Source organism: Holdemania sp. 1001095H_141210_F2, from assembly GCF_015558105.1.
Lineage (GTDB): Bacteria > Bacillota_I > Bacilli_A > Erysipelotrichales > Erysipelotrichaceae > Holdemania.
Genome location: NZ_JADNPO010000025.1, coordinates 19,364 through 46,079 on the forward strand (window position 1 = coordinate 19,364; position 26,716 = coordinate 46,079).

A 26,716-nucleotide genomic window follows, 5' to 3' on the forward strand; every position below is an offset into this window, starting at 1 on the left:
GAAATATCCTCATGAAAGTCATTGCAAAAATAAAAACTTCTTACGCGGGTAAGAGGTTTTTTTTAGATGAAATTGAAGGGAGTCAACGCAGCCGAAATAGAATTTCCCGGGCAATGGACCGGGGTTCGCGTCCGGTTGTTTCTATTTTTTCTGAGTCAATGTCGTCATAATGAGGAAGCCGGGCCAAGCTGCGCTCAAGACAGTCCGGTGTTCGCAGGCCCCGGTCGATGTCAGACTGCAGCTGGCGGCGCAGCTGAGCAGGGGAAGGCGATAAGGTAAAATGATTGAAAGTAAACTCGCCGTGAAGCCGTTTTAAAATCGAACGCACGGTTTCGGGGTCGTCCATCACCCAGCTGAACAAAATATAATCGAAGTCCGGCTGGGCGAGGAACTGATTCAATAAATAGGTAATATTGTCCAGAACCATCGCTTTGGTTTGATCATTAACCTGAAACGGCATCATCCAGCACCAATCCCCGTCCAGCCAGACGCTGCGGGTAAGCGGTTCGCTGCAGAAGCGGCGGATCGTGGTTTTTTCGCAGCCCATCGTAGCGCTGATAAAAATAACTTTCTTCATATTCACTTCCTGCCTTTGTTTTTGATTATAGCATGCTTTAGAAAGAATTAAGAATTTCCTTCAGTGTTCGGCGGAGGAACATGTTAAAATAAAATTAAGTTTATTTCGCAGATTGGGGATGTTTTATGAATACTCAACAAGGAAAAACCGCCGCGCGTCAACGGGCGGTTTCCTCGCGTTCTTCGTCAGGGAAACAGAAACGGGCACATAAACGTTACCGCCTGAAAGCGTCGGTCCGCCGCAAGCTGGCGATTTTGGGCGTGCTGGCAGGGCTGATCGTCGTCGCGCTGCTTTTGTTGTGGCTGTGGCCGGTGCGGGAAAATCGGATCTATCATACCGAAGGCGTGCAGCTGCAGACAGTCAATGGGATTGAAGTCGTGCATGATTACATTCCCGAGGGACATCAGAACCGGCCTGGGATCCAACGTGAGATCCACTGGATCGTCATTCACGAGACAGACAACGAAGCAGCCAGCGCGGACGCCTGGCATCATAACGAATATTTAAAGACGAATGAAACGGATATCAATTCCTGGCATTATACGGTTGACGATCATTCCATCTATCATTCCCTGCCGGATGAGGAAGTCGGCTGGCATGCGGGCGATAAAATGACGGAAAACGGCGGCAATATGACGGGCATCGGTATCGAGCTGTGCGTCAACGAAGGCAATGATTTTGAAAAGACAATGGAAAACGCGGCCGCACTGTGCGCCGAACTGATGAAGGTGTATGATCTGCGAATTGAAGATATCAGGCAGCATCATGATTTCTCCGGCAAGGACTGTCCGCATCGGATTTTATCAGCCAAAAGGACGGAAGAATTCGTAAAAATGGTTCAAGAAGCGACGAAACCATGATTTTGTAGTGGTAAATTCAGTTTTTTTTGTTACAATAAATGACTGGATGATTGAGGTGAATTTATGGGAAAAACCGGACTGGTTTTAGAAGGCGGCGGCATGCGCGGCGCCTATACGGCTGGGGTTTTGACATGGCTGATCGACCAGGGCATCGAATTTGACTACGGCGTGGGCATTTCGGCCGGCGCGATGAACCTGTGCAGCTTTGCGATGCGGAATAAGCAGTATCTGTATGATGTCGGTGTTATCTACATGCCGGACAAACGGAATGTAGGACTGAATCCATTATTCAAGGAACGGCATTACGTTGGCTATGACTTCATGTTTGACCGGCTGCTGAAGGACACGATCCATTATAAACTGGACGCACTGCGAAAGTCGCCGATGGAGATTGAGATCGGCCTGTTCAATTTAAATACTTCCAAAGTGGAGTGGGTCAGGAAACAGGAACTGGACGACGATCTGCGGCTGTTAAAAGGGGCTTGCACCTTACCGCTGGCCGGCTCGCCGGTGCCTTATCGCGATGGATTGTATATCGACGGCGGCGTCACGACGATGGTGCCGATCAAGCGTTCACTGGGGTATGGCTGCGATAAGCATCTGGTGATCGTGACCAAGGATGAGGGCTATGTGCGCAAGCCGAGCAGTAAGATGCTGCTGAACAGCTCGAAGCTGGCGTATCATAATCAGGCGTTGATCGACGCGCTGAAAATCCGCAGCGATGTATATTATGAAGAAATGAATCTGGTTGGTGATTTACAGAAGGAAGGCAGAGCGTTGTTGTTAAGACCTTCCAAGAATCTGGGCGTGAAGCGGTTCTCCGGCGATGCGGAAGCTTTGAAGCAGTTATTTGAACTGGGCAAGGTCGATTGTGAAACGCGGAAAGCGGAGCTGCTGGATTTCCTGGGCAAAGTATGAGTTCAATGCAAAAAGAAACAAAAACGATTTCTGATCAGTTTGATCAGGAATTTTTTTGTTTTTCGCTCTGCGCACTCTCCCGACCTATTCCATTGGCTTCTGAAACAGGCAAGCATTCAAGCGTGAAGATCAGAATTAATAAGCGTAGATAACAGAGTAGATAACAGAAATAAGATAGTGATATTATGATAAAATGTTTAATTTTACTTTTTTACTATTTTAATTACTGAAAATTTGAGTACAATAAGAAGATAGTCACTAAAAAAGGATACTTAAAAGAAATATGATGAAATATAAAGCCATGATTAATCACGTGATTCAACTAAAAAAAGAGAAACCGATCCTGATGTGGGCCGGTACAATTCTGATCATCGCGCTCGTTTCATTCTTGATCGCTTCGTTCTTCTGCTTTCCCTTTAACAACGGTCAGGTTCATCTGGGCGCCGATACCGGTTTCCACATCAACCGGATTATCAGCCTGATGGAGGCCCAGCAGAACAACGTCGAATACCCCTATCTGTTCTGGAATCAGAATTACAATTTCGGATATCCGACGCCGATCTTTTACTGCAACCTCTTTCTGTACTGGCCGGCCGCGCTGTTGACGGACGGCATGCTTCCGGTGCTGGTGTATAAGAAGTATGTGTTCGGGTTAGTCTGGATTGCGACGATGATGATCGGTCTGTGCAGCTATAAGGTAAGCAAGCGCAGCGGTTACGCGGCGATTCTGGCGATGCTGCTGTTCATGCTGAACACTCACAGCATTACCGATATTCTGCGGCGGGGCGGACTGGGCGAGCTGCTGGCGCTGGTCTTCATTCCGATCTGTCTGGCGGGAATCTATCAGACGATGTACAAGGACAGCCGGCGCTGGATCTGTCTGGCGGTGGGGTATTGCGGCTTGGTGCTTTCGCACAACATCAGCTTTATCTTAATGTGCATTGTATTCGCGGTCTTCGCTTTGATCAACATGAAGAAGCTGTGGCGGGAAAAAATCCGGATCCTGAATATCCTGCAGGCGATTCTGGCGGCGCTGGCCTGCGCCTGGTTCTTCATCGCTCCGATGCTGGAACAGATGGGTGCGGTGGATATGGTCGTCTCGCATACGTTTAATCTGGGCGGCGGACTGGCGGCTTCCGCTGTCGATCTGTCGGAAATCTTCAACTTCACCGTCGATACTACGGTGTATCTGAATAATTCTCCGGGGCCGTTTCTGATCTTCATGCCGCTGATCGGCTTCGCGGTAAAGGAGAAGCGCAAGCGCAACCCGTTTATATTTCACTGTTGGATTATCGGCTATGCGTCGATGTTGATGATGACGAAGCTGTTTCCCTGGCAGCTGTTTCCGTTTTTCAGCTTCATGCAGTTTGTGCAGCGGCTGCTGCCGGTCTGCATTCCGATGCTGGCGCTGGCCGGCGGGTATTACTGGTCTGTTTTCATCCGGAATTTTAAGCGGGTGGAATTCAGGATCCTGCTGAAAACAGTCAGCGTAATCGTGATCTTGATTCCAACCTATTCTATGCTGAAGGTGAATTATGATCAGATCTACGGCTATCCGGATTCCATGACGGTGGAGGAAGCGCAGCTGAATGTTTATGGAGAAACCCAGGAAACTGCGGTCTACAATGTCCAGCAGTTAAGCAGCGCGGATTATCTGCCGTATGACGTGGACGTCGATTACAAGGATTACCGCGAATGGGTGAAATGGGCGGTGTCGCCAAGCGAATCGTTTATCGACAGCAGTATGAAGCGGCTGATCAATGATAAGAACGTTGATGAAAGCGAGTATGGGCATTTCAAGTTTGTTGTAAAATCGGGGCCAAGCGGCCAGTGGCTCACCGTCCCGCGGACGTATTATTACGGCTATGAGGTTGATGCGATCAAGGAGGGCGAAGTGATCGCCACGATTATTCCTTACGCTGCAAAGAACACCGGACTGGTCACGTTTGACATGTTGGAAAGTGAAGGGCCGATTACCTATGACGTCGTCTACCGCCCAACTTCCGTTCAGACTTCCAGCATGGCTTTTTCGATTGCAGCCGTAAAGGTTGTCCTTGTGCTTTATGTTCTGGAACGCATTCTGTATTACGCGCTGGCGCTGACCCGGGGATTTCGCAAAGCTTCAGCGAAATCGACGCAGCGACCGACAAATCCGAAACGGTCGGAATCGCGGGAATAGCGCGGGCTGGTTCTGATCAGGATCGCTGCAAAAATAAAGGAAATCATAAAACAGAAAGACGCCGGAAATACCGGCGTTTTTGGTTTGAGGCTGCCGGTCAGCCTGCTGCGGTGAAAGGAGATGGGGAGCAGTCACGAAAAAAGCGAGAACCCATTTCCTTTTAGTGTGTGTTGATAAAAAAATAACATGATATAATTTTAACAAGATTTAAGGAGGAAAATGAAGAATGAAAAAAGCAATGCTTTACCTGACCAGTTTCCTCATGATCTGTTCAATGGCCGGATGCTCAACTCCGAAGAAGGATGAGCCGGCGGCCGCGACAGGCATGAAGGCTGGGACGTACACCGCGACATCGCAGGGAATGAACGATGCCGTTGAAGTCACCGTTGAAGTCAGCGAGGACGCCATTGTTTCCGTTAAGGTAACAAAGGATTCAGAAACACCGGGGATCGGCGGCGTTTTGAAAAACGCGGCGGGAACGGAATTGGATGAAGGCGGGAAAGCACCGACAGTCTTGATTCCGGAAGAAATTGTAGCCAATCAGAGTTTGGACGTCGATACCGTAGCGGGCGCGACGATCACTTCCGCGGCGGTCATCAACGCTGTGAAAGACTGCCTGACGCAGGCAGGCGCGGATCCGGCGAACTGGATGAAGGAAGTCGCTTCTGAAGCACAGCAGGATCAGAGCGCAGACGTTGTCGTTGTTGGCGGCGGCGGAGCAGGCCTGGCGGCGGCGATCGCGGCTTCTCAGAAGGGCGCTAACGTTATCATCGTTGAAAAGAACGGTGAAGTCGGCGGCGATACCTTAGTCTGCGGCGCGATTTACAACACACCGGATGAACCTTTGCAGAACAAGGTAACGATGACGGACGCTGTGAAGACGACCGTTGAAAAAGCTCTGGCGGAAGATCCGATCAACGATGCGCATGCTGCTTTGCAGAAAGAAGTTCAGGCGCAGTGGGATGAATACAAGGCCAGCGGCCGTACCGATCTGTTCGATACGAAAGAATGGTATGCGCTGCAGACATGGATCAACGGCGATAAAGTCGGCGATCTCGATTTAGTCAAGGTTCTGTGCTACGATTCCTATGAAGGTCTGGAATGGATCGAATCACTGGGTATGGAATTCAGCGATATCATCGGCCAGGGCGCAGGCAGCTTGTGGCAGAGAACACATACGAGCACGATGCAGATGGGCACCGGCTTTATCTCCACGTATGTTGAAAACATTTTGAAAGATGAAAAGATTACCGTTCTGACCAGCAGCACCGCTGAAAAACTGGTTCAGGATGATGCAGGAAAAGTGACTGGCGTTGTCTGCAAGGACAAAGCGGGCAATGAATTCACCGTCAGCGCGAACATGGGCGTCGTTCTGGCAACCGGCGGTTTCGCAGCCAACAGCAAGATGGTTCAGGAATACAACACCTCCGGCAAGTGGAACGATTTGAGCAAGGTCATGACGACCAACCGTTTCAGCTGCTCGCAGGGCGACGGCATCTCGATGGCTCTGGAAGTCGGCGCTTCCTTAACCGATATGGAACAGATTCAGCTGCTGTACCTGGGCAACGTAAAAGATGGCCAGCTGACGAAATATCCGCCGCGTGACGTCAACGGCACCGATCAGATTATCTTCATCAACAAAGAAGGCAAGCGTTTCGTTCGTGAAGACGGCCGTCGTGACGAGATCTGTCTGGCTGTTATGGCGCAGACCGATTCGATGTTCTACATGCTGGAATCCGGCGACGGTGCGGGCTATGTTGACATTACCGACCCGAACTGGCGTTCAGCCGACGGATTTACGTTTGATTATTTGAAAGAAAACGGGTATATTTTAGTTGCGGATACATTGGAAGATCTGGCTTCTCAGATGGGCATTGACGCCGCGACGTTAAAAGAGACTGTTGACAGCTTCAACGCGGCTGCGGATGGCGGAACTGACGAATTCGGCAGAACGCTGTACTCCACAAAGCTCGAGAACGGACCATGGGTTGCGACAGCTCGTCAGGCTTGCGTCCATCATACGATGGGCGGCGTGACGATCGACACAGAAACCCGTGTTCTGAACGAAGCAGGCCAGCCGATTTCCGGTCTGTATGCAGCAGGCGAAATCACCGGCGGCATCCACGGTGCTAACCGTTTAGGCGGCAACGCGGTTGTTGATACGGTTGTCTTCGGTAAGCTGGCAGGCGAAACGGTCGTCGCTGACGCGAAGTAGTCCTCCAGATAACCAATGATTAAAAAAAGCATCCATTTTGACCATGGATGCTTTTGCAGTGAAGGAGAGCAACGATGGATATTAAACAGCTGATCACATTTCGGACCTTAGCCCAGGAAAAAAACTACATGAAGACCTCGGAGAAATTGAGCTATGCGCCCTCAACCCTGGCCAAGCACATTCGTTCGTTAGAGGATGAATTGCAGGTTCAGTTGGTGGAATACCGCAATGGAAAAATTGAGCTGACCTATGATGGGAAGCGGTTTATGCGCTACGCTGATGAGATGCTCAGTGTGTATTTCAAATTGCAGTATGAATTTGATCAGACGAAATCAGCGATCGGCACGATCCGGGTCGCAGGGGGCGAGCTGATGGTCGGTTTCGCATTCGGCGATTTCTTCGCGGCGGTGGAAAAGACGCAGCCGGAGCTGACGCTGCAGGTCAACGCGATCTGCTGCGCACGGGTGCCGGAATGGCTGAATCAGAACGAGGTGGACATCGGGTTTGTTCAGATGCTCAATACTCAGGAAAGCGAAGGGCAGCAGATCGTTCCGCTGTTTCAGGAACGGCTGTGTTTAATGACGTCGCCGAATCACCGGCTGGCGCAGCAGGAGGAAGTGCATCTTGGCGATTTGAACCGGGAGAATTTCTCCTATACCTATGAGGACTGCTGTTTCACCGACGAGTTCCGCCGGTGTCTGACCCAAAATGGCGCACGCCCGGCCTCGGAGTTATTTTTAGGCAGTATCCATGCCGTTATCAACACCGCCAAGGATGATAATCGGATCTGCCTGATTCCTTATGTTTGCGTGCCGAAAGTGCGGCAGATGGGACTGGTGCAGCTGAACTGGGTCGATCCGTTTGTTATTTACGACGTGATTCTGATTCAGAAAGGCGTCTACCGCAGCACCGGCATTAACAATTTGATCGAACAGGCCAAGGCGTATGCGGCGCAGGTGAAGAAAAATCCGGAGACCTCGCAGATCCAGCTGCTTTAGGCAAGCTGACGCATCCTGATGACGGACAATAAATTTCAATGGAGTGAAAGATCCTGCAGCGGGGATCTTTCTTTATAGCGGCGGTTCAATTTTCATTCTTTAAAGGCAGCGGAAAACGAGAATCAGATCGGATAAAAAATTCTGAAAATTCTACAAAATATGAATCGTTGATTGGAAATTAAGTTGAATAGGTCTATAATGAAAGCAACATAAGGGATAAAGAAGAGGGGGACTCAAAGCTATGACACAGACGAAACGCCTGAACAAACAAGAGCTTCGCCGCATCAATCTCCGCTGGATCTGGAATTCTCAGATTGGATGGAACTACGAACGCATGCAAGGATTGGGCTATTTGACAACCATGCTTCCGCTGATTGAAAAGCTGTATGGGGACCAGCCGGCGCTGAAGAAAAAAGCGCTGCAGGCGCATTCTGTCTTCTTCAACACCACGCCGGCCATGGGGGATATCATCGTCGGAATGAACGTTGCGATTGAGGAAGAAATGCAGGAAAACGGCGCGGGTATCGACGTCGCGTCTTCGATGAAGACTGCGCTGATGGGACCGTTCGCCGGTGTTGGGGATACGATTTTCAGCATGATTCCGGGCGCGGTGTTCGGCTCGATCGCGGCGACCATGGCCAAGGAAGGCAGCGTCGTCGGCATCATGATCTGGGAAATCTGGCTGATCGGCGTCCTGCTGCTGCGGTTCAAGTTGTACGACATCGGTTATCAACAGGGGGCTAAAATCGTCAATACGCTTTCCGGGATTAAAGAAACGATCACAGCTTCAGCGTCGGTGCTGGGGTTGACCGTGGTCGGCGGCATGATCGCCACGATGGTGAAATTTCCGCTGAAAACGCTGACGGTCAGTCTGGGCACAGATCCGAAGACCGGAGAAATGCTGCTGCAGGAATTCCCGCTTCAGAAATACATGGATTCAATTATGCCGGGGTTGATGCCGGCGTTGTTCGCAGTATTGTGCTACTGGATGCTGGGAAAGAAATGGATGAATTCCAACCGCCTGATTATCACGGTGTTGGTGCTGGCGATCGTGCTGGCGTCGTTGGGGATTGTAGAAGTATAAACTGAATTATAATAAGGGAATTGGCCTGACATTATGGAATGTCAGGCTTTTTTTCGGGATTAATCCGAAAATAAGCTTCTTTCAATTAGGAAGAAGCTGCTAAGTGGCTGAAGGCGCACCCCAGTCCTGCGGAACAGGACAGGTCAAACAGGACAGGTCAAACAGAACAGGTCAAACAGAACAGGTCAAACAGAACAGGTTATACAAAAAAGATCCGGCAGAGAAAGCCGGATCGTTGATTAGAAAGCGTTTAACGCAGATACAATTCGTAATATTCGTCATAGGTCAGACCGGAATCATGCACCTTGGTCGCCAATTCGACGCCCAGGTAGCGATAATGCCAGGCTTCATAGTTGTAACCGGTGATCGTTTCCTTTCCTTCCGGATAACGCAGGATCCAGCCGAAGCGGTGCGCGTTCTGCTGCATCCATTGGAACGCCTCGGTATCGGCAAATTTGGACAGCTGCGCGCCGGTGGCAGCCATGTCGACGGTCAATCCAGTCTGATGCTCGGAGAAACCCGGGCGGGCTGAAATTGAATCCGCCCACTCCTGACCTTTGGAATTGACGTAGCCGTTGTACAGATCGACCTGATACTGGTAATCGCGGTAAGAGGAGGAGGCATACATCTTCGGCTTGCCGCCGCCGTTCAGCTCGTCGCACATCGCGGCCAGAGCGTCCGCTGCTTCCTGGCGCAGGTAACAATCCTTCGCGGCATAGGTCAGGCTTAACGGCGCAAGATCATCCGGAGCGTAGTTTTCACCGAGGTAATAGCGCTTGTTCACGATCATGCTGACATCCTTCGCGTCGGAAGCCGACGTGCTGTCATACCAGTGGACGTAATTGCCGCTCAGCTCAAAATGATTCTCGCTGTTGACGTCGCGATGATCGGTGCAGTCCTGGATATAAGCGTCGACATCGCTGACATAATCAAACACCAATAACGGCGTGATCTCCCAGAAATTCAACTTCTCAAACAATTTCAGACAGGAGTCCTCGGGATAATTCCGGGCCCGTAGGCGGTCGTAAAGCCGCGTGTCGTCCTCGCTCAGCGAATCGGTCACCAGATACAGCCGCAGATAATCCTTGTTAAAGTTTTCAGATGCCAGCGCGGCGTTGAGATTGTCGGAATACAGCTTATCATTGAGAATCGTTTTGGTCAGCTTCTGCCGCTTGATCATCGCGATGCTTTCTTTGGAATAGCCCAGGCTTTTCAGCTTGTTATCGGTTGTAATTTTCGGAATGGTCGTGAGAGAGAAGACCAGCACGATCGCCGCGGCGATGCCGATCAAGCCGTAAAGTACGGATTTGCGGATCCGTCTGCGCCGTCTGCGCTTAACCCTGCGCTTTTTCACGGGTGGTTTTGTTGCCATGATCAAAAACTCCTTTCATTCATTTCAGGACGGATAAAATAAATTCCATGGAACGCTGTTTGGCGGAGGACAGGTAAACGTCATCGTTTCCTGTGTTACCGGATGACGCAGCGTCAGCGATACCGCCCACAGCGCGATCTGCTGCCCGGGACGAGCCTGCGGATTGTAGCGCTGATCGCCCCACAAGGGGGTGCGGCGGCTGGCAAACTGCACGCGGATCTGATGCGGCCGGCCGGTTTCCAACTGGATCTCAGCCAGCGTCAGTCCATCTTTTTCACCCTGAATTTGATAGCTTAGAATCGCTTCTTTGGCTTTCGGCGTGTTGGGGGCGGCCGTGCGCACAGTATTGGTCTTTTCATTTTTAATCAGCCAGTCTTTCAACGTCGCTGAAGCGGCGTGAGGACGCCCGCATAAAACGGCTTGGTAGGTTTTCTTCAAGCCGCGGGTGCGGACCTGATCGCTGAGCCGCGAAGCAGCTTTGGAGGTTTTGGCAAACACCATGACCCCGCCGACCGGGCGATCCAGCCGATGAACTAAACCGAGGTAGACGTTGCCCGGTTTCTGATACCGCTCTTTTAAGTCCTGCTTTAATAGCGTTAAGAGATCCGGATCCCGGCTGTCGTCGGCCTGCACTGCCATGTTGACGGGCTTGACGACGACCAGCAGGTGATTATCCTCATAAAGAATTTTGAACTTCATCGTCTTCGTCGCTCCACGCGCCGTAAATTCCGCACGGCAGGATCATGTGATCCTGAGTGATCGGCAGCCCGACTTCCCCGGCGAACACATAACCATTCGGATGACAGCGCAGCACGGTTGTGCGCAGAATATTTTCCAGAACGATGGAGGAAAAACCGGTCGTATAGGAATTGACGAGCAGAAACAGCGCGTCGTTGTCCAGAATCTCCAGGCAGGCGTTCACTAATTCGTTGATCTGATCCTCCAGCTTCCACACTTCGCCATTCGGCCCCCGGCCATAGGACGGCGGATCCATCAGAATGCCCTGATAGGTATGACCGCGGCGCTTTTCGCGCGCGACAAATTTCAGGACGTCGTCAACGATAAAGCGGATTGTACGGTTTTCCAGATGGGACAGCGCCATGTTTTCCTTGGCCCATTGAACCATGCCCTTGCTGGCATCGACATGCACGACTTCATCGGCCCCGGCGCTGGCGCACGCCATCGTCGCTCCGCCGGTGTAGGCGAACAGGTTCAGGATCCGGACCGGCCGGCCGGCGGCTTTGGCTTTGCGGATTTTACTCTGCATCCAATCCCAGTTGACCGCCTGTTCCGGGAACAGTCCGGTATGCTTGAAGCCGGTCGGGGAAACCTTAAAGGTCAGCTCTTTATAGGATACCGTCCAGGTTTGCGGGACGGCCTGTTTGAATTCCCAGCTTCCTCCGCCCCGGTTTGAACGGTGATAATGCGCATGCACGCGATTCCATCCGGCGTGCTCCGTGCGCTTCCAGACCGCTTGGGGATCTGGCCGGCGCAGTATGATATTCTGCCAGCGCTCGAGCTTTTCACCGTCGCCCGCGTCGCAGCATTCGTAATCTTTCCATTGATTTGCAATTCGTTTCATCCTTTTGATTCTCCTTATTTGTACATTATAGCATGGCTTGAAGGGAATCGCGGAGAATGCTGGAAAAATTAAGAAAGTTGAAAAAATAGTTCACCTCCGTGTCAGAGTTTGATAAAATAAAAAGCATCGAGGTGATTGCGATGATGATTCGCTGCAGTGAAAAACATCGGCAGGAATGTCTGGATTATCTGAGGCAAAGCCCGTCGCTGAATTTGTTTTTGATCGGGGACATTGAGAACTATGGATTCAATCAGGGGTTTCAAACTGTTTTTATTGATAAAGATGAATTTGTACATGGCATTTATCTGGTGTATTATCATAACCTGGTGATCGCCAGCGAAGAAAATCGCGTCGACTCGCAGTTTGTCGAACGGCTGGTTCAAGAATATGAAATTCAGGCGATTCAAGGGCGTAAAGAGGTGCTGGATGGGCTGGCGCTGGATGCCTTCAGCCGTGAGGAATGCTTGTTTTGCGAATTGGACGCGCTGACAGCGGAACCGGTATCGGATCCGCAGATCCGCCAGGCCCAGCCGCAGGATGCCCAGCGGATAAAAGGGCTGCTGGAAGAGGTGTTCCAGACGGACAACGAAGCGGCGATGATCGCACACCGGATTGAAACGCGGGAAGGCCGCCATTTCCTGATTGAGCGGGGCGGCCAGGTGATCTGCCAGGCCAACAGCACAGCGGAAACCGCAGAAGCGGCGATGATTGGCGGCGTGGCGACACGCGCGGACTGGCGGCGTCAGGGGTTAGCCAGCGCGGTGATGACGGCGCTGTGCGGACAGTTGCTAAGTGAAGGTAAAAAACCATGCCTGTTCTTCGAAAACGAGGAAGCGGGAAGAATTTACAGCCGGCTGGGCTTTGTGCCGATCGGCCGCTGGACATTGATGCTGCGTCAGAAGGAAGGATCGCGTTGACCTTCCTTTTCCTTTCCGGCGAAGCGATGAAGGCTTAGAATGTTGCGGCAATCTGGGAAAGCCTTAGAGGCGACGCCTTTTAGCCGGAACCCATTCCGCCGGGAAAATGAAAATTCTGAAACCCGCAGCTCGGGGATAGAAATGACTCGCGTTTCATGTATAATATAGAAAGTCTGAATCAACAATTTGAAATTCAGGGATTTTACGGGGAGTTGAATCGAGGCTTTGAGGAAAATTGAATCTCGTGGCTTAAAATAAGGAACGATTTCATGATCCAAGTCCGTGAAAATCAGCTTAAAGAAGAGAAAAGCAGAGGTGGCGAACAATGGTTTTAATTGATATGCTGAATGAAAATCAGAAAAAGGCCGTGCTGACGTCCAGCCAGTATGTCCGGATTATCGCGGGGGCCGGCAGCGGCAAGACGCGCGTGCTGACGATGCGGATCGCGCATTTGATCGAGCAGTGTCATGTCTGGCCGAATAAAATTCTGGCGATCACCTTCACCAACAAGGCCGCCAACGAAATGAAGGAGCGGATCCGGCAGATGCTTCCGGAACAAGGCAACGCCGTGTTCATTTCAACCATTCACTCGCTGTGCGTGCGGATTTTGCGCGAGGATATCCCGGCGATGGGCATGCCCCGCAACTTTACGGTCATGGACGCCGACGATCAGCGCAGCATTCTGAAGGAAGCCTACAAGGAATTCGGTCTGGATAAGCAGACCTATACCTTCGGTTCGTTGCTGGACTACATCGCCAATAACAAAGCCGCTGAGATCAGCCCGGAGCGGGCCTATGTGTTCGCCGGCGATCTGCGCGGGGAAAACGACAAAGCGAAGGTTTATGAATATTACGTCAACCGTCAGCAGGCGATCTACGCGCTGGACTTCGACGATCTGCTTCTGTATACCGTGCGGATGTTCCGCCAGTTTGCGGAAATTCAGGCCAAGTGGGTGCAGCGTTTCCATTATATCCACGTCGACGAGTTCCAGGATATCGACAAGATCCAGTACGATCTGATCCAGCTCTTGGCCGGCAACGACAACTCTGTCTATGTCGTCGGTGATCCGGATCAGACGATTTACACCTGGCGCGGGGCGGACGTCAACATCATCATGAATTTTGAAAAAGATTACCAGCCATGCGAAACCATCGTTCTGAATGAAAACTACCGTTCGACCCCAAGCATCCTGAACGGCGCCAACGCGCTGATTCACAACAACCGCAACCGTGTGGAAAAGGATCTGTTCACAAGCCGTCCGGACAATGGCGCGATCACGCACTATTCCAGTGCCGGGGAAGAATATGAAGCGACCTGGATCGCCTGCAAGATCAACGAGCTGCACAAGCAAGGCCAGCGCTACCGCGACTGCGCGATTCTCTACCGTTCCAACTACCTCTCCCGCGCGCTTGAAAAAGCGATGATCGAACAGCGGATTCCGTATGTGATCTACGGCGGCATCAAGTTCTACGAACGGGCGGAAATCAAGGACGCCCTGTGCTATCTGCGGATGGTGTGCGGCAGCGACGATCTGGCGCTGATGCGGATCATCAACGTTCCGCGGCGGGGGCTGGGCAACAAGACGATGGACACGATCGTGCAACGGGCTCGGGAAACGGGCAAGACGATGTACGAGGTTATCCGCGATGAAAAGGTTGTCAGCGGCAAGGCTCAGACAACCATCGACAACTTTGTTAAAATGGTGGAAAAGTGGAAGAATCTGGCGCCTTCGACACCGATCAGCCGGCTGCTGGAAATGATCCTGCTGGACAGCGGCTACCGCTCGATGCTGGAAGCGGATAAGGAAAATGAGCGGCTGGAAAACCTGAAGGAACTGATCACCGATATTGAAAGCTATACGGTCAATTACCCGGACAGTTCGCTGGAAGAATACCTGCAGCTGGTTTCGCTGTATGGCGATAAAGGCGCGGAGGACGGCGGCGATCACGTCCAGCTGATGACGGTTCACGCGGCGAAGGGACTGGAATTCGATACGGTCTTTGTCTACGGGATGAGCGAAGGGATTTTCCCGAACGACCGCGCGATGCAGGAAAGCCAGCTGAAAGGGCTGGAGGAAGAACGCCGGCTGGCGTACGTCGCCTTCACGCGTGCCCAGAACAAGCTGTATCTGACGGAAAGCTCAGGCTTCAGCTACATTTTAAGCCGGATTAAAGTGCCGTCGCGGTTTATCAAGGAAATCGATCCGCAATATATCGAACACATCGGCGCGACCTTCGATACCGGCAAGCCGAAGGAAATCAAGCTGCACTCCGCGCTGTTTGAGGACGAAGCGCCGTTTGAGGAAAGAATCGCCTCCAAGCCGCGGACGAAGTGGAAGAAGGGCGATCACGTCCGCCATGCCGCTTTCGGCGAGGGCGTCGTGCTGGAATACAGCGAAGGCATGCTGAAAATCGCATTTGCCTTCCCATTCGGCGTGCGTAAGATCATGGCGACTCATCCGTCGATTCAGAAAGCTGAGGAAGTTGAATAATCCTTTCCTCGTGTCAGGCTGAATCGGCAGCTGTAAGGCCTGCGGCAGAACCAAAGCGAAGTCTGAGCGAAGGCCTGAGGTAGAAACCGATGCGGAAGTCTGAGCGAAGGCCTGAGTCGCAGATTCGGGGAAAAGCGAGAATTCCATGGATATTCCAAGGCGGCGTAAGCCGTGTTAGAAGCCGGATTGAACGCAAAAGTCGGATTGAATGCAGAAAAAACAGAAGACCCTCCGCGCTCCCGGAATCAGGGAAACCGGAGGGTATTTCATGCGGTCTTTGGCTCCAAGCTTTTTCTGAGCTTCTATCATGAACCAGAGGCTCTGGGAAACAGGCATTGAGGAGCGCAGCGCGCAGTCGCAGATTTGATCAGTCAAATTCGTTAAGCCCTACAGGTTTGATCGCGGGAGCCCGCTGCGAGGAAGCGGGATGTAAAAGGAAAGTGAAAAGAAGCGGCCTGGGAACGATTAGATTGCGTAAACTTGGTAAAGATGATGAAGAAAACATTTGTTCTTATGCTATAATAAACTGGATATTTCAGGAGGTACAGTGATGAGCGAAGATCGCATTCTCGCGCTGCGCAGGCAGCTGAATCAATATAACTACGAATATCATGTGCTGGACCATCCGACCGTCAGCGATGCGGAGTACGACCAACTGATGCGGGAGCTGATTACCCTTGAACAGCAGCATCCCGAACTGTTCGATCCCAACTCCCCAACCCAGCGTGTCGGCGGTCAGGTGTTGGAAGAATTTAATAAGATTACGCATAAACGTCCGATGCTTTCGTTAGGCGACGTCTTCAACAAGGAAGAACTTTTTGAATTTGCCCGCAAAGCGGAAGCCGAAGTCGGTCCGGTGGAATATTGCTGCGAATGCAAAATCGACGGTCTGGCGATGTCGCTGAATTACCAGGGCGGCCGGTTTCAGTATGCCGTGACCCGCGGCGATGGGGTCGTGGGCGAGGACGTGACACATAACGTCCGCACGATCAAGTCGATTCCAATGGAAATTGATTATGAAGGCGAGCTGGAAGTCCGCGGCGAGGTTTACATGCCGAAGGCCAGCTTTGAACGCTTAAACCAGAAGCGCCGGGAAAACGGCGAGGAAGAATTTGCCAATCCACGCAACGCGGCAGCCGGCTCGATCCGGCAGCTGGACTCAAAAGTTGCGGCTTCCCGCGGTCTGGACGCTTTGTGGTACCATGTCCCGCAGGGGCCGCAGCTGGGACATCATCAGCACTCACAATCGCTCGATTTCATCCACAGCCTGGGCTTCCGGATCAATCCGCTGAACCGGCTGTGCCGCAATATGGAGGAAGTGTGGCAGTTTGTCGAGGATCTGACGTTAATGCGCAGCGATCTGCCGTATGAGATCGACGGCATCGTCATCAAGGTGAACGATTATGAAAAGCAGCAGCAGTTAGGCTTTACGGCGAAAACCCCAAAGTGGGCGATCGCGTATAAATTCCCGGCAGAGGAAGCGGTGACGCGGCTGGAAAACATCTTCGTCACAGTTGGCCGGACTGGCAAGATCACGCCGAACGCACAGCTGACGCCGGTGCGTCTGGCAGGGACAAGTGTTGGGTTCGCGCAGCTGCACGACGAAGATATGATTAGGGATAAGGATATCCGGATCGGCGATTACGTTGTTGTCCACAAGGCCGGCGATATTATCCCGGAAATTGTCGCGAGCGTGCCGGAAAAACGCGACGGCTCGCAAGTGCCGTATGTTTTTCCAAAGGTTTGTCCGGTCTGCGGGATGCCGCTTGTCCGTTATCCTGACGAAGCCCATCACTTCTGCATCAACAACGACTGTCCGGCGCGGGTTGTCGAGTCGATCGCTCACTTCTGCAGCCGCGACGCGATGAATATCGACGGACTGGGCGTCAAACGCGTGGAGCTGTTTCATTCCCAGGGATGGCTGAACACCGTCGAGGATATTTACAACCTGAAGGATCATTACGACGAAATTCTCGAAACCCCGAAAATGGGGAAGAAGAGCGCCGATAACCTGCTGGAGGCGATTGAGAACTCGAAGCAGAATTCACTGGAGAAGCTGTTGTACGGTTTAGGCATCCGCCAGATCGGCGAGAAGGCCGCGAAGATTCTGGCCTACCGGTTTGAAACGATGCAGGCCCTGATGCAGGCAACCTATGAAGAACTGGAAGAAATCAAGGACATCGGCGCGATCACCGCTCAGACTGTGCTGGACTTCTTCCATGATGAAGCCAACCAGCATTTGATCGAAGCACTGATCGGCCACGGTTTGAATATGATTTGTCTGAAAGAGGAACAGGTGGAAACGATCTTCACTGGCAAGACGGTCGTACTGACCGGCACCCTGGCGACGATGACCCGGCCGGAAGCTCAGGCGCTGCTCGAGCATCTGGGAGCTACGGTGTCCGGCAGCGTTTCCAAGCGCACTGATTTTGTGATCTATGGTGAAAACGCCGGCTCCAAGCTGACGAAAGCCCAGAGCCTGGGGGTCGCGACGATGACGGAAAGCGAATTCATGGAAGAGGTCAACCGCCATGCGGAATAACCGCTGGGGCCTGATTCCGCTGGTTCTCTGCCTGACGCTGAGCCTGGCCGGCTGCTCCCCGAAAGCGCCGGAGGAAACCGGCGACGGCACGGTGATCAGCAGCTATTCCTCGGACGATTACCAGACGCTGCTGCCTCACGAACTGTCCGAAGGCCGGTATTGGCGGGGCAACACGAACAGCCGCTTTGATTTGATGCAGATGCCGAAAGAGCTGATCGAATTAAGCAAGCAGCACTTTCCGGTCAAGGACAATTATCTGCAGGCCGGACAGATCTTGAAATATGAGGATATCCAGGAGCTGCAGCGCTACGAAAGCAGCGATCACTCCTATGGACTCAATCCCAGCGGCAACTTTGAGATCAGCGATGCGATTATTCTGGAACGCCCCTACATCGTTTATGGCATCGTTGAGATTGATTTCATCGCGAAGGAAGACCAGAAAACGCTCAACGGTATTTCGGTCGGTATTCTGATGAACAGCTCTGTGACCAGCGGCGACAGCACCGTGGAAATCCCGCAGGACAAGCTGTATACCTACGCCAGCACGATCGGCCGCAAACTGGAACGCTACTTCCGCAACAAAGCCGAAGTCGACGCTGATCTGCCGATCTATATCACGTTTTACAGTTCAAATTCAACCAGTTCCAGCGTCCCGGGAGCATTCATCGGTCAGGGGCTGTTTACCAGCCGCAGCGGCCAGTTCACGCCGATTGAGGAACAATGGGTGCTGATCCCGAGCGATCAGGCGACAGCGCTGGACGGCGTGTTGTCGTCCCAATTCAGCACGGTCAAGGCCGGCGTCAAGGATTTCATGCCGGAAAATGTCAATATCATCGGTAAGGCCCGCTACACCAACGACACGGCGGACTATCTCAAGATCACCGTGACCGTTCAGGCCAAGAGCTACACGGAGATCTACTCGCTGATGCAGCTGCTTAACGAGCTGTCGGCCAATTTCTCCAGCACGGATATGGAGCTGATCATCGAGATCAAGCAGCTGGAAGAAACCGTGATGATTCTGCACCGCGAAAAAGGCACGATGAAAACCACGGTGCTGGATATTAGCTGACCACCGCTTTGAGAGTGCAGCCATTGACAAGCCAGCTTAGGGAAAGCAAAGCCGGAACGTCCTGATCGCAAGAAAAGAAGTACTTGAAAAGAAGAAACAACGGAAAAGAAGAAGCAACTAAAAGAAGAAGCACTTGAGAAGAAGAAGCACTTGAAAAGAAGAAACAACTAAAAGAAGAAGCAAAGAAGGAGAAGAAGGATGGAAGAAATCAAAGATCCCGCTTATTTTAAAGAATTAGCGCACCGGTTGATGTTCGATCTCAGCGACGCGGAAGCCGCCGATATCGCGGCCGAATTCGAAACGCTGAATAAACAGCTGAGACTGCTGGAGAGCATCGACACGACGGGGGTGGAACCGATGGTCTACCCGTTTGAAACACCGACGAGTTATCTGCGCGAGGATGTCGTCGATCATGTGATCAGTCGTGAAGACGCGCTGGCCAACGCGCCGAAAGTCAGAGAATGCCACATTGTGGTTCCGAAGGTGGTGAAGTAAAATGGCAACGATGAGTGAATTAAAAGCGACGACGACCGCCCGCGAACGGGTGGAAGCGGCTGTGGCCAAAGCACAGGCTTCCCAGCCGCGGCTCAATGCGGTGGTGACGTTTGTCGACGTTGAAGATCAGCTGGCGGCGCTGAATACAATTCCGGACGGACCGTTTTACGGCATGCCGGTGGTCTTAAAGGATAACGTCTGTACCCGCGGCGTCCGCACGACCGCTTCCAGCAAGATTCTGGATAACTATGTTCCGGTGTATAACGCGCACATCGTCGACAAGCTGAAGGCAGCCGGCGCTGTGGTGATCGCCAAAGCGTCGATGGACGAGCTGGCGATGGGCGGCACTAATTTAACGGCGGCGACCGGCCCGGTGTATAATCCATATGACCGTACCCGCATGGCGGGCGGCTCCTCCGGCGGCAGCGCAGCGTTAGTCGCGGCGGGTGTCGTTCCGTTTGCGGTCGGCTCCGATACTGGGGATTCTGTGCGCAAGCCTGCGTCGTTCTGCGGTGTTCTGGGCATGAAGCCGACCTATGGCCGGATTTCCCGCTACGGCATCATTCCTTATTCCTCTTCGCTCGATCACGTCGGCTATTTCACGCGCAGCGCGCTGGATGCGGCCGAGGCCTTAAAAGTGCTGGCCGGCCGGGATGATCGCGACATGACCTCGGCTGACAGACCGGTGCCGGACTACGCGGCAGCGCTGAACAGCGAGATTAAGGGGCGCCGCGTCGCGGTATTTAAAAACGTGATCGACGCGCTGGCTAATCCGGAAGTGAAAGCCCTGTTTGAAAAGACCGTCGAAGCTTTAAAAGCGAAGGGCGCGGTAGTGGAAGAAGTCAGTCTGCGCGAGGATCTGTTGAAAGCGATCCTGCCGGCCTACTACTTAATCGCCAACTGCGAAGCGACGGCCAATCACTCCAACCTGGACGGCATCCGGTTCGGCGTTCAGCAGCCGGGCAGCAGCATGGAAGAAATCATGATTCAGTCGCGCACCAAGGGCTTTGGCTCCTTGATTCGCAAGCGGTTTGTCATCGGCAGCTACGGTCTGTTTGTCGAAAATCAGGAAAAGCTGTTCCGCCAGGCGCAGCGGGTACGCCGCCTGATCGTCGAGAATGTCGCGGAGGTCATGAAGGATTATGATATTCTGATCGCCCCCGCCAGCAGCGATGTCGCGCCGAAGCTGGACGACCACTCCCGGGACGAATTGTCCGACGGTTATCTGATCGCGGAGAATCACATGGTCATCGGCAACTTTACCGGTTATCCAAGCTGTACGGTGCCGATGGGCTTGATCGAGGGACTGCCGGTCGGCTTAAACATGACGGCGAAGGCCTGGGATGAACAGAGCCTGTTCGACTTTGCGGCGGCGATGGAAGACATCACCGGCCTGAAGGACGCCACAGCGGAGGAAATTGAATAATGGAATACGAAGTCATTATCGGAATTGAAATACATTGTGAGTTAAAGACCAAAACCAAGATGTTCTCCGGCGCTCCGGTATTGTTCGGCGCTCCGGCCAACACCTGCGTTAACGAGATTGATTTAGGCCATCCCGGCACGATGCCGTGTCTGAACAAGCAGGCCGTCGCGATGGCGGTGCAGGCCTGTACGGCGCTGAACATGGAGATCGATCCGCTGGTGCGGTTCGACCGGAAAAACTATTACTATACCGACCTGCCGAAAGGCTTCCAGATCACCCAGCAGTTCTACCCGATCGGCCGTCGCGGCCATGTCGAGATTGAAACGGAAAACGGGCCGAAGATCATCCGGATTGAACGGCTGCACATGGAAGAAGATACAGCGAAGCAGTTCCACTATGACGCCGGTACACTGATCGATTTCAACCGCGCCGGTACACCGCTGGTGGAAATCGTATCGGAACCGGATATCCGCAGCGGCAGAGAAGCGATGGCATATGTCGAAAAGCTCAGACAGACACTGTATTATCTGGGCGTTTCCGACGTCAAGATGGAAGAAGGCTCGATGCGCTGCGACGTCAACATCTCGCTGCGTCCGGTCGGAACTGAGAAATTCGGCGTTAAGACGGAAATTAAAAACCTCAATTCCATCAGCAACGTCCAGAAAGCGGTCGAGTATGAAATTGAACGTCAGACACAGATCTTAAACGAAGGCGGTCAGGTCGTTCAGGAAACCCGCCGTTTCGACGAGGCGTCGCGCACGACGATCTCAATGCGGAAAAAGGAAGGTGCTGTGGATTACAAATATTTCCCGGAACCGAATATTTTCCCGATCCAGCTCGATCCGGAGTGGATTCGTCAGCTGCAGGCCGCGATGCCGGAAATGCCGGAAGTTCGCCAGGCCCGGTATGCCGAGCTGGGGCTGCCGGAAAATGATATCGCGCTGTTAGTCGCAAATAAGGAGTTGGCCGATTATTACGATCAGGTCATGAAGCACACGCAGCACGCCAAGATCGCTGCCAACTGGGTGATCGTCGAGCTGCCGGCCGGATTGACGAAGCTGAACACGAAGCTGGCTGAAAACCCAGTTGCGCCGCAGGCGATGGCTGAGCTGGTCAACATGATCGTCGGCGGAGAAATCTCCGGCAAGCAGGCGAAGATCGTCTTTGAGGAAGTGCTTCAGGGGAAGGATCCGAAGCAGGTCGCTCAGGAAAAAGGCATGAAACAGCTGTCCGATTCCTCCGCGCTGATCGCGCTGATCAATCAGGTTTTGGATGAACAGCCGCAGTCGATCACAGACTATAAAAACGGGAAGGACCGCGCCGTCGGCTTCCTGGTCGGTCAGGTCATGAAAAAGTCCAAAGGCCAGGCCAATCCGGCGATGACCAACAAGCTGATCGTCGAGGAATTGAAGAAAAGAATCTGATTGAAGGGGGACATCCAGGCGTTACTGACGCTTTCGGTGTCCTTTTTCTTACAAAAAACGCAGGGTTCAGGAAATGACTGGTCAAATCCCTTCTTTTCCTGTAAAATAGTAAAAGATAAGGAGTGAAGGACTTTGTCTGAACAAAAGAAAACAGTGAAGAAGAAACCGGCCGCGGCGCCGGCAAAGAAACATAAAACGAAGAAGAATGATAAATCCACAATGATTTTGATTGTGGGCTTGGTACTGATCGCGATTCCATGCGCGATTCTGGGATGGATTTTGATCAGCGCGTCCATGGATACGGGGAAGCCGATCAACGGCGATCGGTTCAAGGGCGATCTGGATCCGGCGATCACCAAGGATCAGCTGTCGGAAATCGAAAGTCGGATCAAGGGTGAAAACCAGGTGGAGAAGGTCACGGTGGAACTGACGACGGCGACGCTGCGGGTGTATGTTGATACCGTGGATTCGATCAGCGACGAGGAAGCGAGTGCTTTGTCGGAAACGGCGTACAATGATGTGACGGCGGTGCTGAATGAAGGAACTTACTTTACGGCGTCGAATGGCAAGAAGATGTATGACCTGGAAGTGCATGTCTACAACAATGTTGATAAATCGGGGTCCGAGGATTATGTGTATGTGATCCGCGCGAAAAACTCCAGTATGGAACAGGCTGCGACGCAGATCGTATCAAAACCGCTGGATGCCGATCTGGCCCAGCAGCTGCGCGAGGAACTGGCGGAAAAGCGGAATCCTCAGGTGGCGAAGGATGACGATGACGAGGTCGTTGGCGGCGAGGATACGGAAGCGCAGGACGACACGAAGGAATAAAGGGCGGAAGCCCTTTTTCGTTTTTGGATCGGATTTAGGGCTTGAGGTTTGGTTGTTTCATCGTTGCGATGAGCTGAAATTATGATTCAGAAAGGGGAACGGAGAATGGCGTTAAAGAAGAATGATGTGTTTACAGGAGTAGCTGTCGACTATACGTTTGATGGACTGGGGGTAGTTCGTCATGAAGGATTGTGTTTCTTCGTGAAGGATTTATTGAAGGGGGAAAGTGCGGAGATCGGTGTGACGGCCATGAAGAAGAACGTGGGTTATGGCCGGGTGATCCGGCGTTTATCAGAGAGTCCGCAGCGTGTCGAGCCGCGCTGCCCCGTTGCGCGTCAGTGCGGAGGCTGTCAGCTGCAGATAATGGGGGCTGAGCTGCAGGCGGAGTTTAAGCGCCATCGGGTTGCGGATTGTTTCCAGCGGATCGGACATCTGGACGTGGAGGTTCAGCCGGTGTTGTCGATGGAATTTCCCTGGAACTATCGGAATAAGGTGCAGGTGCCGGTGGGGGTCAATCGGGATGGAAAAGTGATCTGCGGCTATTACCGGAGTCATTCGCATGATATTGTGGATTTTGACGAATGCTGCCTGCACAGCGAACTGGAGAATCAGATTTTGAGATCGCTGCGGTCCTGGATTGAGGAAGCGGGCGATCCGGCGCAGTTGCGGCATTTGTTGATCAAACATGCGTTTAAGACGGGGCAGGTCATGGTTGTGTTAATCGCGAAATCGGAAAGACTGAAAGGGAAAGACGAACTGATAGAGCGTTTGACTGTGGCGTATCCGCAGATTCGCAGCATCATCCTGAATGTGAACGAGCGTGAGGATAATGTGATTCTGGGGGATCGGGAGATCGTGTTGTGGGGATCGGCTTCGATTGAGGAAGAGTTGTTGGGGCTGCGATTCCAGATTTCGGCGAAGTCGTTTTATCAGATTAATCCGGTCCAGACGGAAGTGTTGTATACGAAGGCGATCGAGCTGGCTGGTTTAACCGGGGAGGAAACGGTGATCGACGTGTATTGCGGCACAGGCACGATTGGATTGAGTGCGGCCCGGAAGGCGAAGCGGGTGATCGGCATCGAGATTGTTCCTTCGGCGGTGGAGGATGCGAAGAGGAACGCGGTCCGCAACGGGATCGCCAACGCGGAGTTTATCTGCGGCGATGCGGGAGTGTGCACGGCGCAGTTGTTGGAGCGGAGGATTCAGCCGGATGTGGCGATCGTAGACCCGCCGCGCAAGGGACTGGACGGGGCGACGATTGATTCGTTGGTCAGGATGAATCCGAAGCGGATTGTGTATGTTTCGTGCGATCCGGCGACCTTGGCACGGGATTGCGCGGTGTTGAATGAGCGGGGGTATGGCGTGGAGGTTGTGCAGCCGGTGGATATGTTTCCGCAGACGACGCATGTGGAGACTGTGGCTTTGTTGGAGAGGAAAGGCTGTAAAACAAAGGGTTTCGGGGATTGGAGGCGGATATGTGGATGTGCTTTTGTGGTTGGTTAAGATGAAATATGTTTTCGGTTACCGTGGTGGGGTAAAGGAAATGAACGTTTTAGCAAAAGACTTGGAAGTTGGATTTTTATATTCAAATGTAAATTAAAGAAAATGTACAGTTATGGAGAAAAAGATGATGTTAACAAATAATCAAATCGGAAATGTAAGATCAGCATTTGAAAGTATTCTGAGAGCAGACTATATCAATATTAATGAAATCACCCAATTGAAAGATTTGGATAGTTATTATATTGATATGTTTGGAAATCTTAGTTTGTTATTGCAACGCCAAGATAATTATGCTGTAGGAAGGAGAGGAACGGGGAAAACTGCGTTATTATTGAGGGGATACTACGAATGTTTAAAAACAATATCCTCTAAGGTGAAAGGGGAGAGTGAGTATTTCGTTGATAAAAAAATATTACCAATATATATTGATCTTAGTAATTGCAATGAGATATTTAGTGATAATTCAGAATTAGTGTCTATTGAAATTCACATGGTACGTCAAATAATTCAATCTTTAAAGGCGCAATTAAGGTTAATGTTTGATGAGAAATTTCTCAATAAATTTAGAAAAGAAAACCAAGCGTTTGATGATCTTACGTTCATTGAAGATGCCTTATTAAATGGATTAGCTATTCAAAATTCAAGGAAATTGGATATTAATGATGAATATAAGAATAAAGTAGGTGAAAATTTTCAAGGTAAATTAAATCTATCTGGGGCTGAAATTAATGCAAATAGTTCGAATGAAATCGAAAATTCAAGTTCTATGACTTACAAACAAATAAGAGGTCTAGATATACAAAGTTTCTTGAATAAAATAAATGAAATACGTAACAAAGCAGGTATTGATGATATATATGTTTTTTTAGATGAGTTTTCGGACTTGAATGATACAGAACAAAGAATATTATCTGTACTAATTAAAAAGTTCTTAGGTTCTAAGGTCAATATGTTTTTTAAAATTGGTGTTATTACTGACAGATTTTCTTTTGGTGATAAAATAAGAATTGGACGAGATATATATCCGATACCTTTAGATCTGAATGAATTTGTTGAACGATTTGGTGGATTGACACCAACGCTAAAACGTATGCAATTATATATGGAACAGTTGATTGAAAAAAGGCTGTCTCTTTTTTGTCAAGGCTTATCATTTAATGATGTATTTGAAGGGTCAAAAGATTCAGTTACTGAGAGGATATCAACAGAGGCTATGGGAGTTCCAAGGAGTATTGGGTTAATACTTCAGAATGCTTGGATTCAAACGACAGCATCAAAGAATATCAAGAAAATAGGGATGCAGGAATTAAATTATGGAATTCGAGCAACCAGGAAAACTTATTTCAAACAATTTTCTGGCGCAATAAAAACTCAATTACTTTCAGGATTTTACATGGATATGTGGAGTGATATACTACAAAAAGCACTAGCTGAAAAACAAAAAAATTCAAGTAGACCTGCAAGTCATATTTTAATTGATCCAGTTCGTAAGGATTATATGAATATTTTTTGTGAATATTTTTTGACTCATTATTTAGAAGAAGGACGTTCATCTAAATATGGTGGTAATTACTCGTTATATTGTATTGATTATGATATATGTCAAGAAAATTCAATCAAGTTTGCATCTGATAAGGATGAGTATACATCAGTCAGATTTATCTATGATTCTGTTTTAAGCGAGTATGATGGTTATTTTATAAAAGACAAATTAAAAAGCTATAAATGTGAAACTTGTGGAAGAATTTATGAAGAAAATGAAGTGAGTCAAGCTAGAGTAAAGAGATGCTTTGATGACGACACAGTTTTAACTGAAATAATCCATAAAGATATTCCTGTTACAAAAGGAAATTATGTGGAAGTTGAGATAAAAATCTTAGGTTACATATCAGAGTTAGATTATGAACATGCGGAAAATGCTCGTCAAATATCAGATGCAGTTGGATGCAATTGGCAAAAAGTATCTAATTGGGGGTCAAAAGTTCTGGCAAAAAAAGGAATGATCCGGATTAGACAAGAAAGTAAAAATTTATATTATGGTATTTGAAATTATTGGTCAATAGTAAGAGTAAGTGTAGGTGAAGAGGAAAATGAGTTACGGGGCAGAGTAAAAGGGGAAACAGAGGAAAGCAAAATAAAAAAAGAACCAGATAATGAGGTAAAAGTGTTAAAATAACTGTAGAAACCAGATAAAAAAGGGTACAAGAAAAGATATTTAGCGAAATGCAATTTA

The 26,716-nt window shown here is 50.7% G+C and carries 20 protein-coding genes; 16 read left to right on the forward strand and 4 right to left on the reverse strand.

Going from position 1 to position 26,716, the window contains the following annotated elements; translation table 11 throughout:
- Positions 1–82: 82 nt before the first annotated feature.
- Positions 83–577, reverse strand: coding sequence for a hypothetical protein (locus I2G61_RS12805; RefSeq protein WP_072684859.1), 495 nt, complete (start codon positions 575–577; stop codon positions 83–85).
- Positions 578–702: 125 nt separating this feature from the next.
- Between I2G61_RS12805 and I2G61_RS12810 the strand changes: the two genes are divergently transcribed.
- The 6 genes from I2G61_RS12810 (at position 703) to I2G61_RS12835 (ending at position 8,831) form a co-directional block, all read left to right on the forward strand.
- Complete coding sequence (locus I2G61_RS12810) at positions 703–1,437, forward strand: N-acetylmuramoyl-L-alanine amidase family protein (RefSeq protein ID WP_072684860.1); 735 nt, start codon at positions 703–705, stop codon at positions 1,435–1,437.
- Positions 1,438–1,500: 63 nt separating this feature from the next.
- Positions 1,501–2,355, forward strand: coding sequence for a patatin family protein (locus I2G61_RS12815; RefSeq protein WP_072684861.1), 855 nt, complete (start codon positions 1,501–1,503; stop codon positions 2,353–2,355).
- A gap of 283 nt (positions 2,356–2,638) precedes the next feature.
- Positions 2,639–4,534 (forward strand): DUF6541 family protein, encoded by a 1,896-nt coding sequence (locus tag I2G61_RS12820; RefSeq protein WP_195548316.1) that lies wholly within the window; start codon positions 2,639–2,641, stop codon positions 4,532–4,534.
- A gap of 226 nt (positions 4,535–4,760) precedes the next feature.
- Positions 4,761–6,749, forward strand: coding sequence for an FAD-dependent oxidoreductase (locus I2G61_RS12825; RefSeq protein WP_072684863.1), 1,989 nt, complete (start codon positions 4,761–4,763; stop codon positions 6,747–6,749).
- Between the two features lie 74 nt (positions 6,750–6,823).
- Positions 6,824–7,747, forward strand: a complete 924-nt coding sequence (locus I2G61_RS12830) for a LysR family transcriptional regulator (protein WP_072684864.1) — start codon at positions 6,824–6,826, stop codon at positions 7,745–7,747.
- Positions 7,748–7,988: 241 nt separating this feature from the next.
- Positions 7,989–8,831, forward strand: a complete 843-nt coding sequence (locus tag I2G61_RS12835) for a PTS system mannose/fructose/sorbose family transporter subunit IID (RefSeq protein WP_072684865.1) — start codon at positions 7,989–7,991, stop codon at positions 8,829–8,831.
- Between the two features lie 250 nt (positions 8,832–9,081).
- On the opposite strand, the gene I2G61_RS12840 is transcribed toward I2G61_RS12835, so the two are convergent.
- The 3 genes from I2G61_RS12840 to I2G61_RS12850 are packed head-to-tail and all read right to left on the reverse strand — an operon-like array spanning position 9,082 to position 11,785.
- Complete coding sequence (locus I2G61_RS12840; RefSeq protein ID WP_195548317.1) at positions 9,082–10,203, reverse strand: M15 family metallopeptidase; 1,122 nt, start codon at positions 10,201–10,203, stop codon at positions 9,082–9,084.
- A 24-nt stretch (positions 10,204–10,227) separates the two neighbouring features.
- Positions 10,228–10,902 (reverse strand): RluA family pseudouridine synthase, encoded by a 675-nt coding sequence (locus I2G61_RS12845; RefSeq protein ID WP_195395903.1) that lies wholly within the window; start codon positions 10,900–10,902, stop codon positions 10,228–10,230.
- Entirely contained in the window at positions 10,880–11,785 is a 906-nt protein-coding gene (locus I2G61_RS12850) for a class I SAM-dependent methyltransferase (RefSeq protein ID WP_195395902.1), read from the reverse strand. Before I2G61_RS12850 ends, I2G61_RS12845 begins: the two co-directional genes overlap by 23 nt.
- Before the next feature lie 140 nt (positions 11,786–11,925).
- Between I2G61_RS12850 and I2G61_RS12855 the strand changes: the two genes are divergently transcribed.
- The 10 genes from I2G61_RS12855 to I2G61_RS12900 all read left to right on the forward strand — a co-directional run bounded on the left by I2G61_RS12855 (position 11,926) and on the right by I2G61_RS12900 (position 26,530).
- Positions 11,926–12,702, forward strand: coding sequence for a GNAT family N-acetyltransferase (locus I2G61_RS12855; RefSeq protein ID WP_195395901.1), 777 nt, complete (start codon positions 11,926–11,928; stop codon positions 12,700–12,702).
- A 325-nt stretch (positions 12,703–13,027) separates the two neighbouring features.
- Positions 13,028–15,193: an ATP-dependent helicase gene (locus I2G61_RS12860; RefSeq protein WP_195395900.1), complete on the forward strand. Its 2,166-nt coding sequence runs from the start codon at positions 13,028–13,030 to the stop codon at positions 15,191–15,193.
- Between the two features lie 550 nt (positions 15,194–15,743).
- A complete protein-coding gene (ligA, locus tag I2G61_RS12865; RefSeq protein ID WP_195395899.1) occupies positions 15,744–17,735 on the forward strand; it encodes an NAD-dependent DNA ligase LigA in 1,992 nt (663 codons plus the stop codon).
- Positions 17,725–18,804 (forward strand): CamS family sex pheromone protein, encoded by a 1,080-nt coding sequence (locus tag I2G61_RS12870; RefSeq protein ID WP_195395898.1) that lies wholly within the window; start codon positions 17,725–17,727, stop codon positions 18,802–18,804. The genes ligA and I2G61_RS12870 overlap by 11 nt, the downstream gene beginning before the upstream one ends.
- 198 nt (positions 18,805–19,002) lie before the next feature.
- Entirely contained in the window at positions 19,003–19,299 is a 297-nt protein-coding gene (gatC, locus tag I2G61_RS12875; protein WP_195395897.1) for an Asp-tRNA(Asn)/Glu-tRNA(Gln) amidotransferase subunit GatC, read from the forward strand.
- A gap of 1 nt (position 19,300) precedes the next feature.
- The gene (locus I2G61_RS12880; protein WP_195548318.1) at positions 19,301–20,725 is read left to right on the forward strand and encodes an amidase family protein; all 1,425 of its coding nucleotides are present in this window, start codon (positions 19,301–19,303) and stop codon (positions 20,723–20,725) included.
- Complete coding sequence (gene gatB / locus I2G61_RS12885) at positions 20,725–22,149, forward strand: Asp-tRNA(Asn)/Glu-tRNA(Gln) amidotransferase subunit GatB (protein ID WP_195548319.1); 1,425 nt, start codon at positions 20,725–20,727, stop codon at positions 22,147–22,149. The genes I2G61_RS12880 and gatB overlap by 1 nt, the downstream gene beginning before the upstream one ends.
- Before the next feature lie 132 nt (positions 22,150–22,281).
- Positions 22,282–22,980, forward strand: coding sequence for a hypothetical protein (locus tag I2G61_RS12890; RefSeq protein WP_195395894.1), 699 nt, complete (start codon positions 22,282–22,284; stop codon positions 22,978–22,980).
- A gap of 81 nt (positions 22,981–23,061) precedes the next feature.
- Positions 23,062–24,483, forward strand: coding sequence for a 23S rRNA (uracil(1939)-C(5))-methyltransferase RlmD (gene rlmD, locus I2G61_RS12895; RefSeq protein WP_229100759.1), 1,422 nt, complete (start codon positions 23,062–23,064; stop codon positions 24,481–24,483).
- 127 nt (positions 24,484–24,610) lie between these two features.
- Complete coding sequence (locus I2G61_RS12900) at positions 24,611–26,530, forward strand: hypothetical protein (protein ID WP_139248627.1); 1,920 nt, start codon at positions 24,611–24,613, stop codon at positions 26,528–26,530.
- Positions 26,531–26,716: the final 186 nt, after the last annotated feature.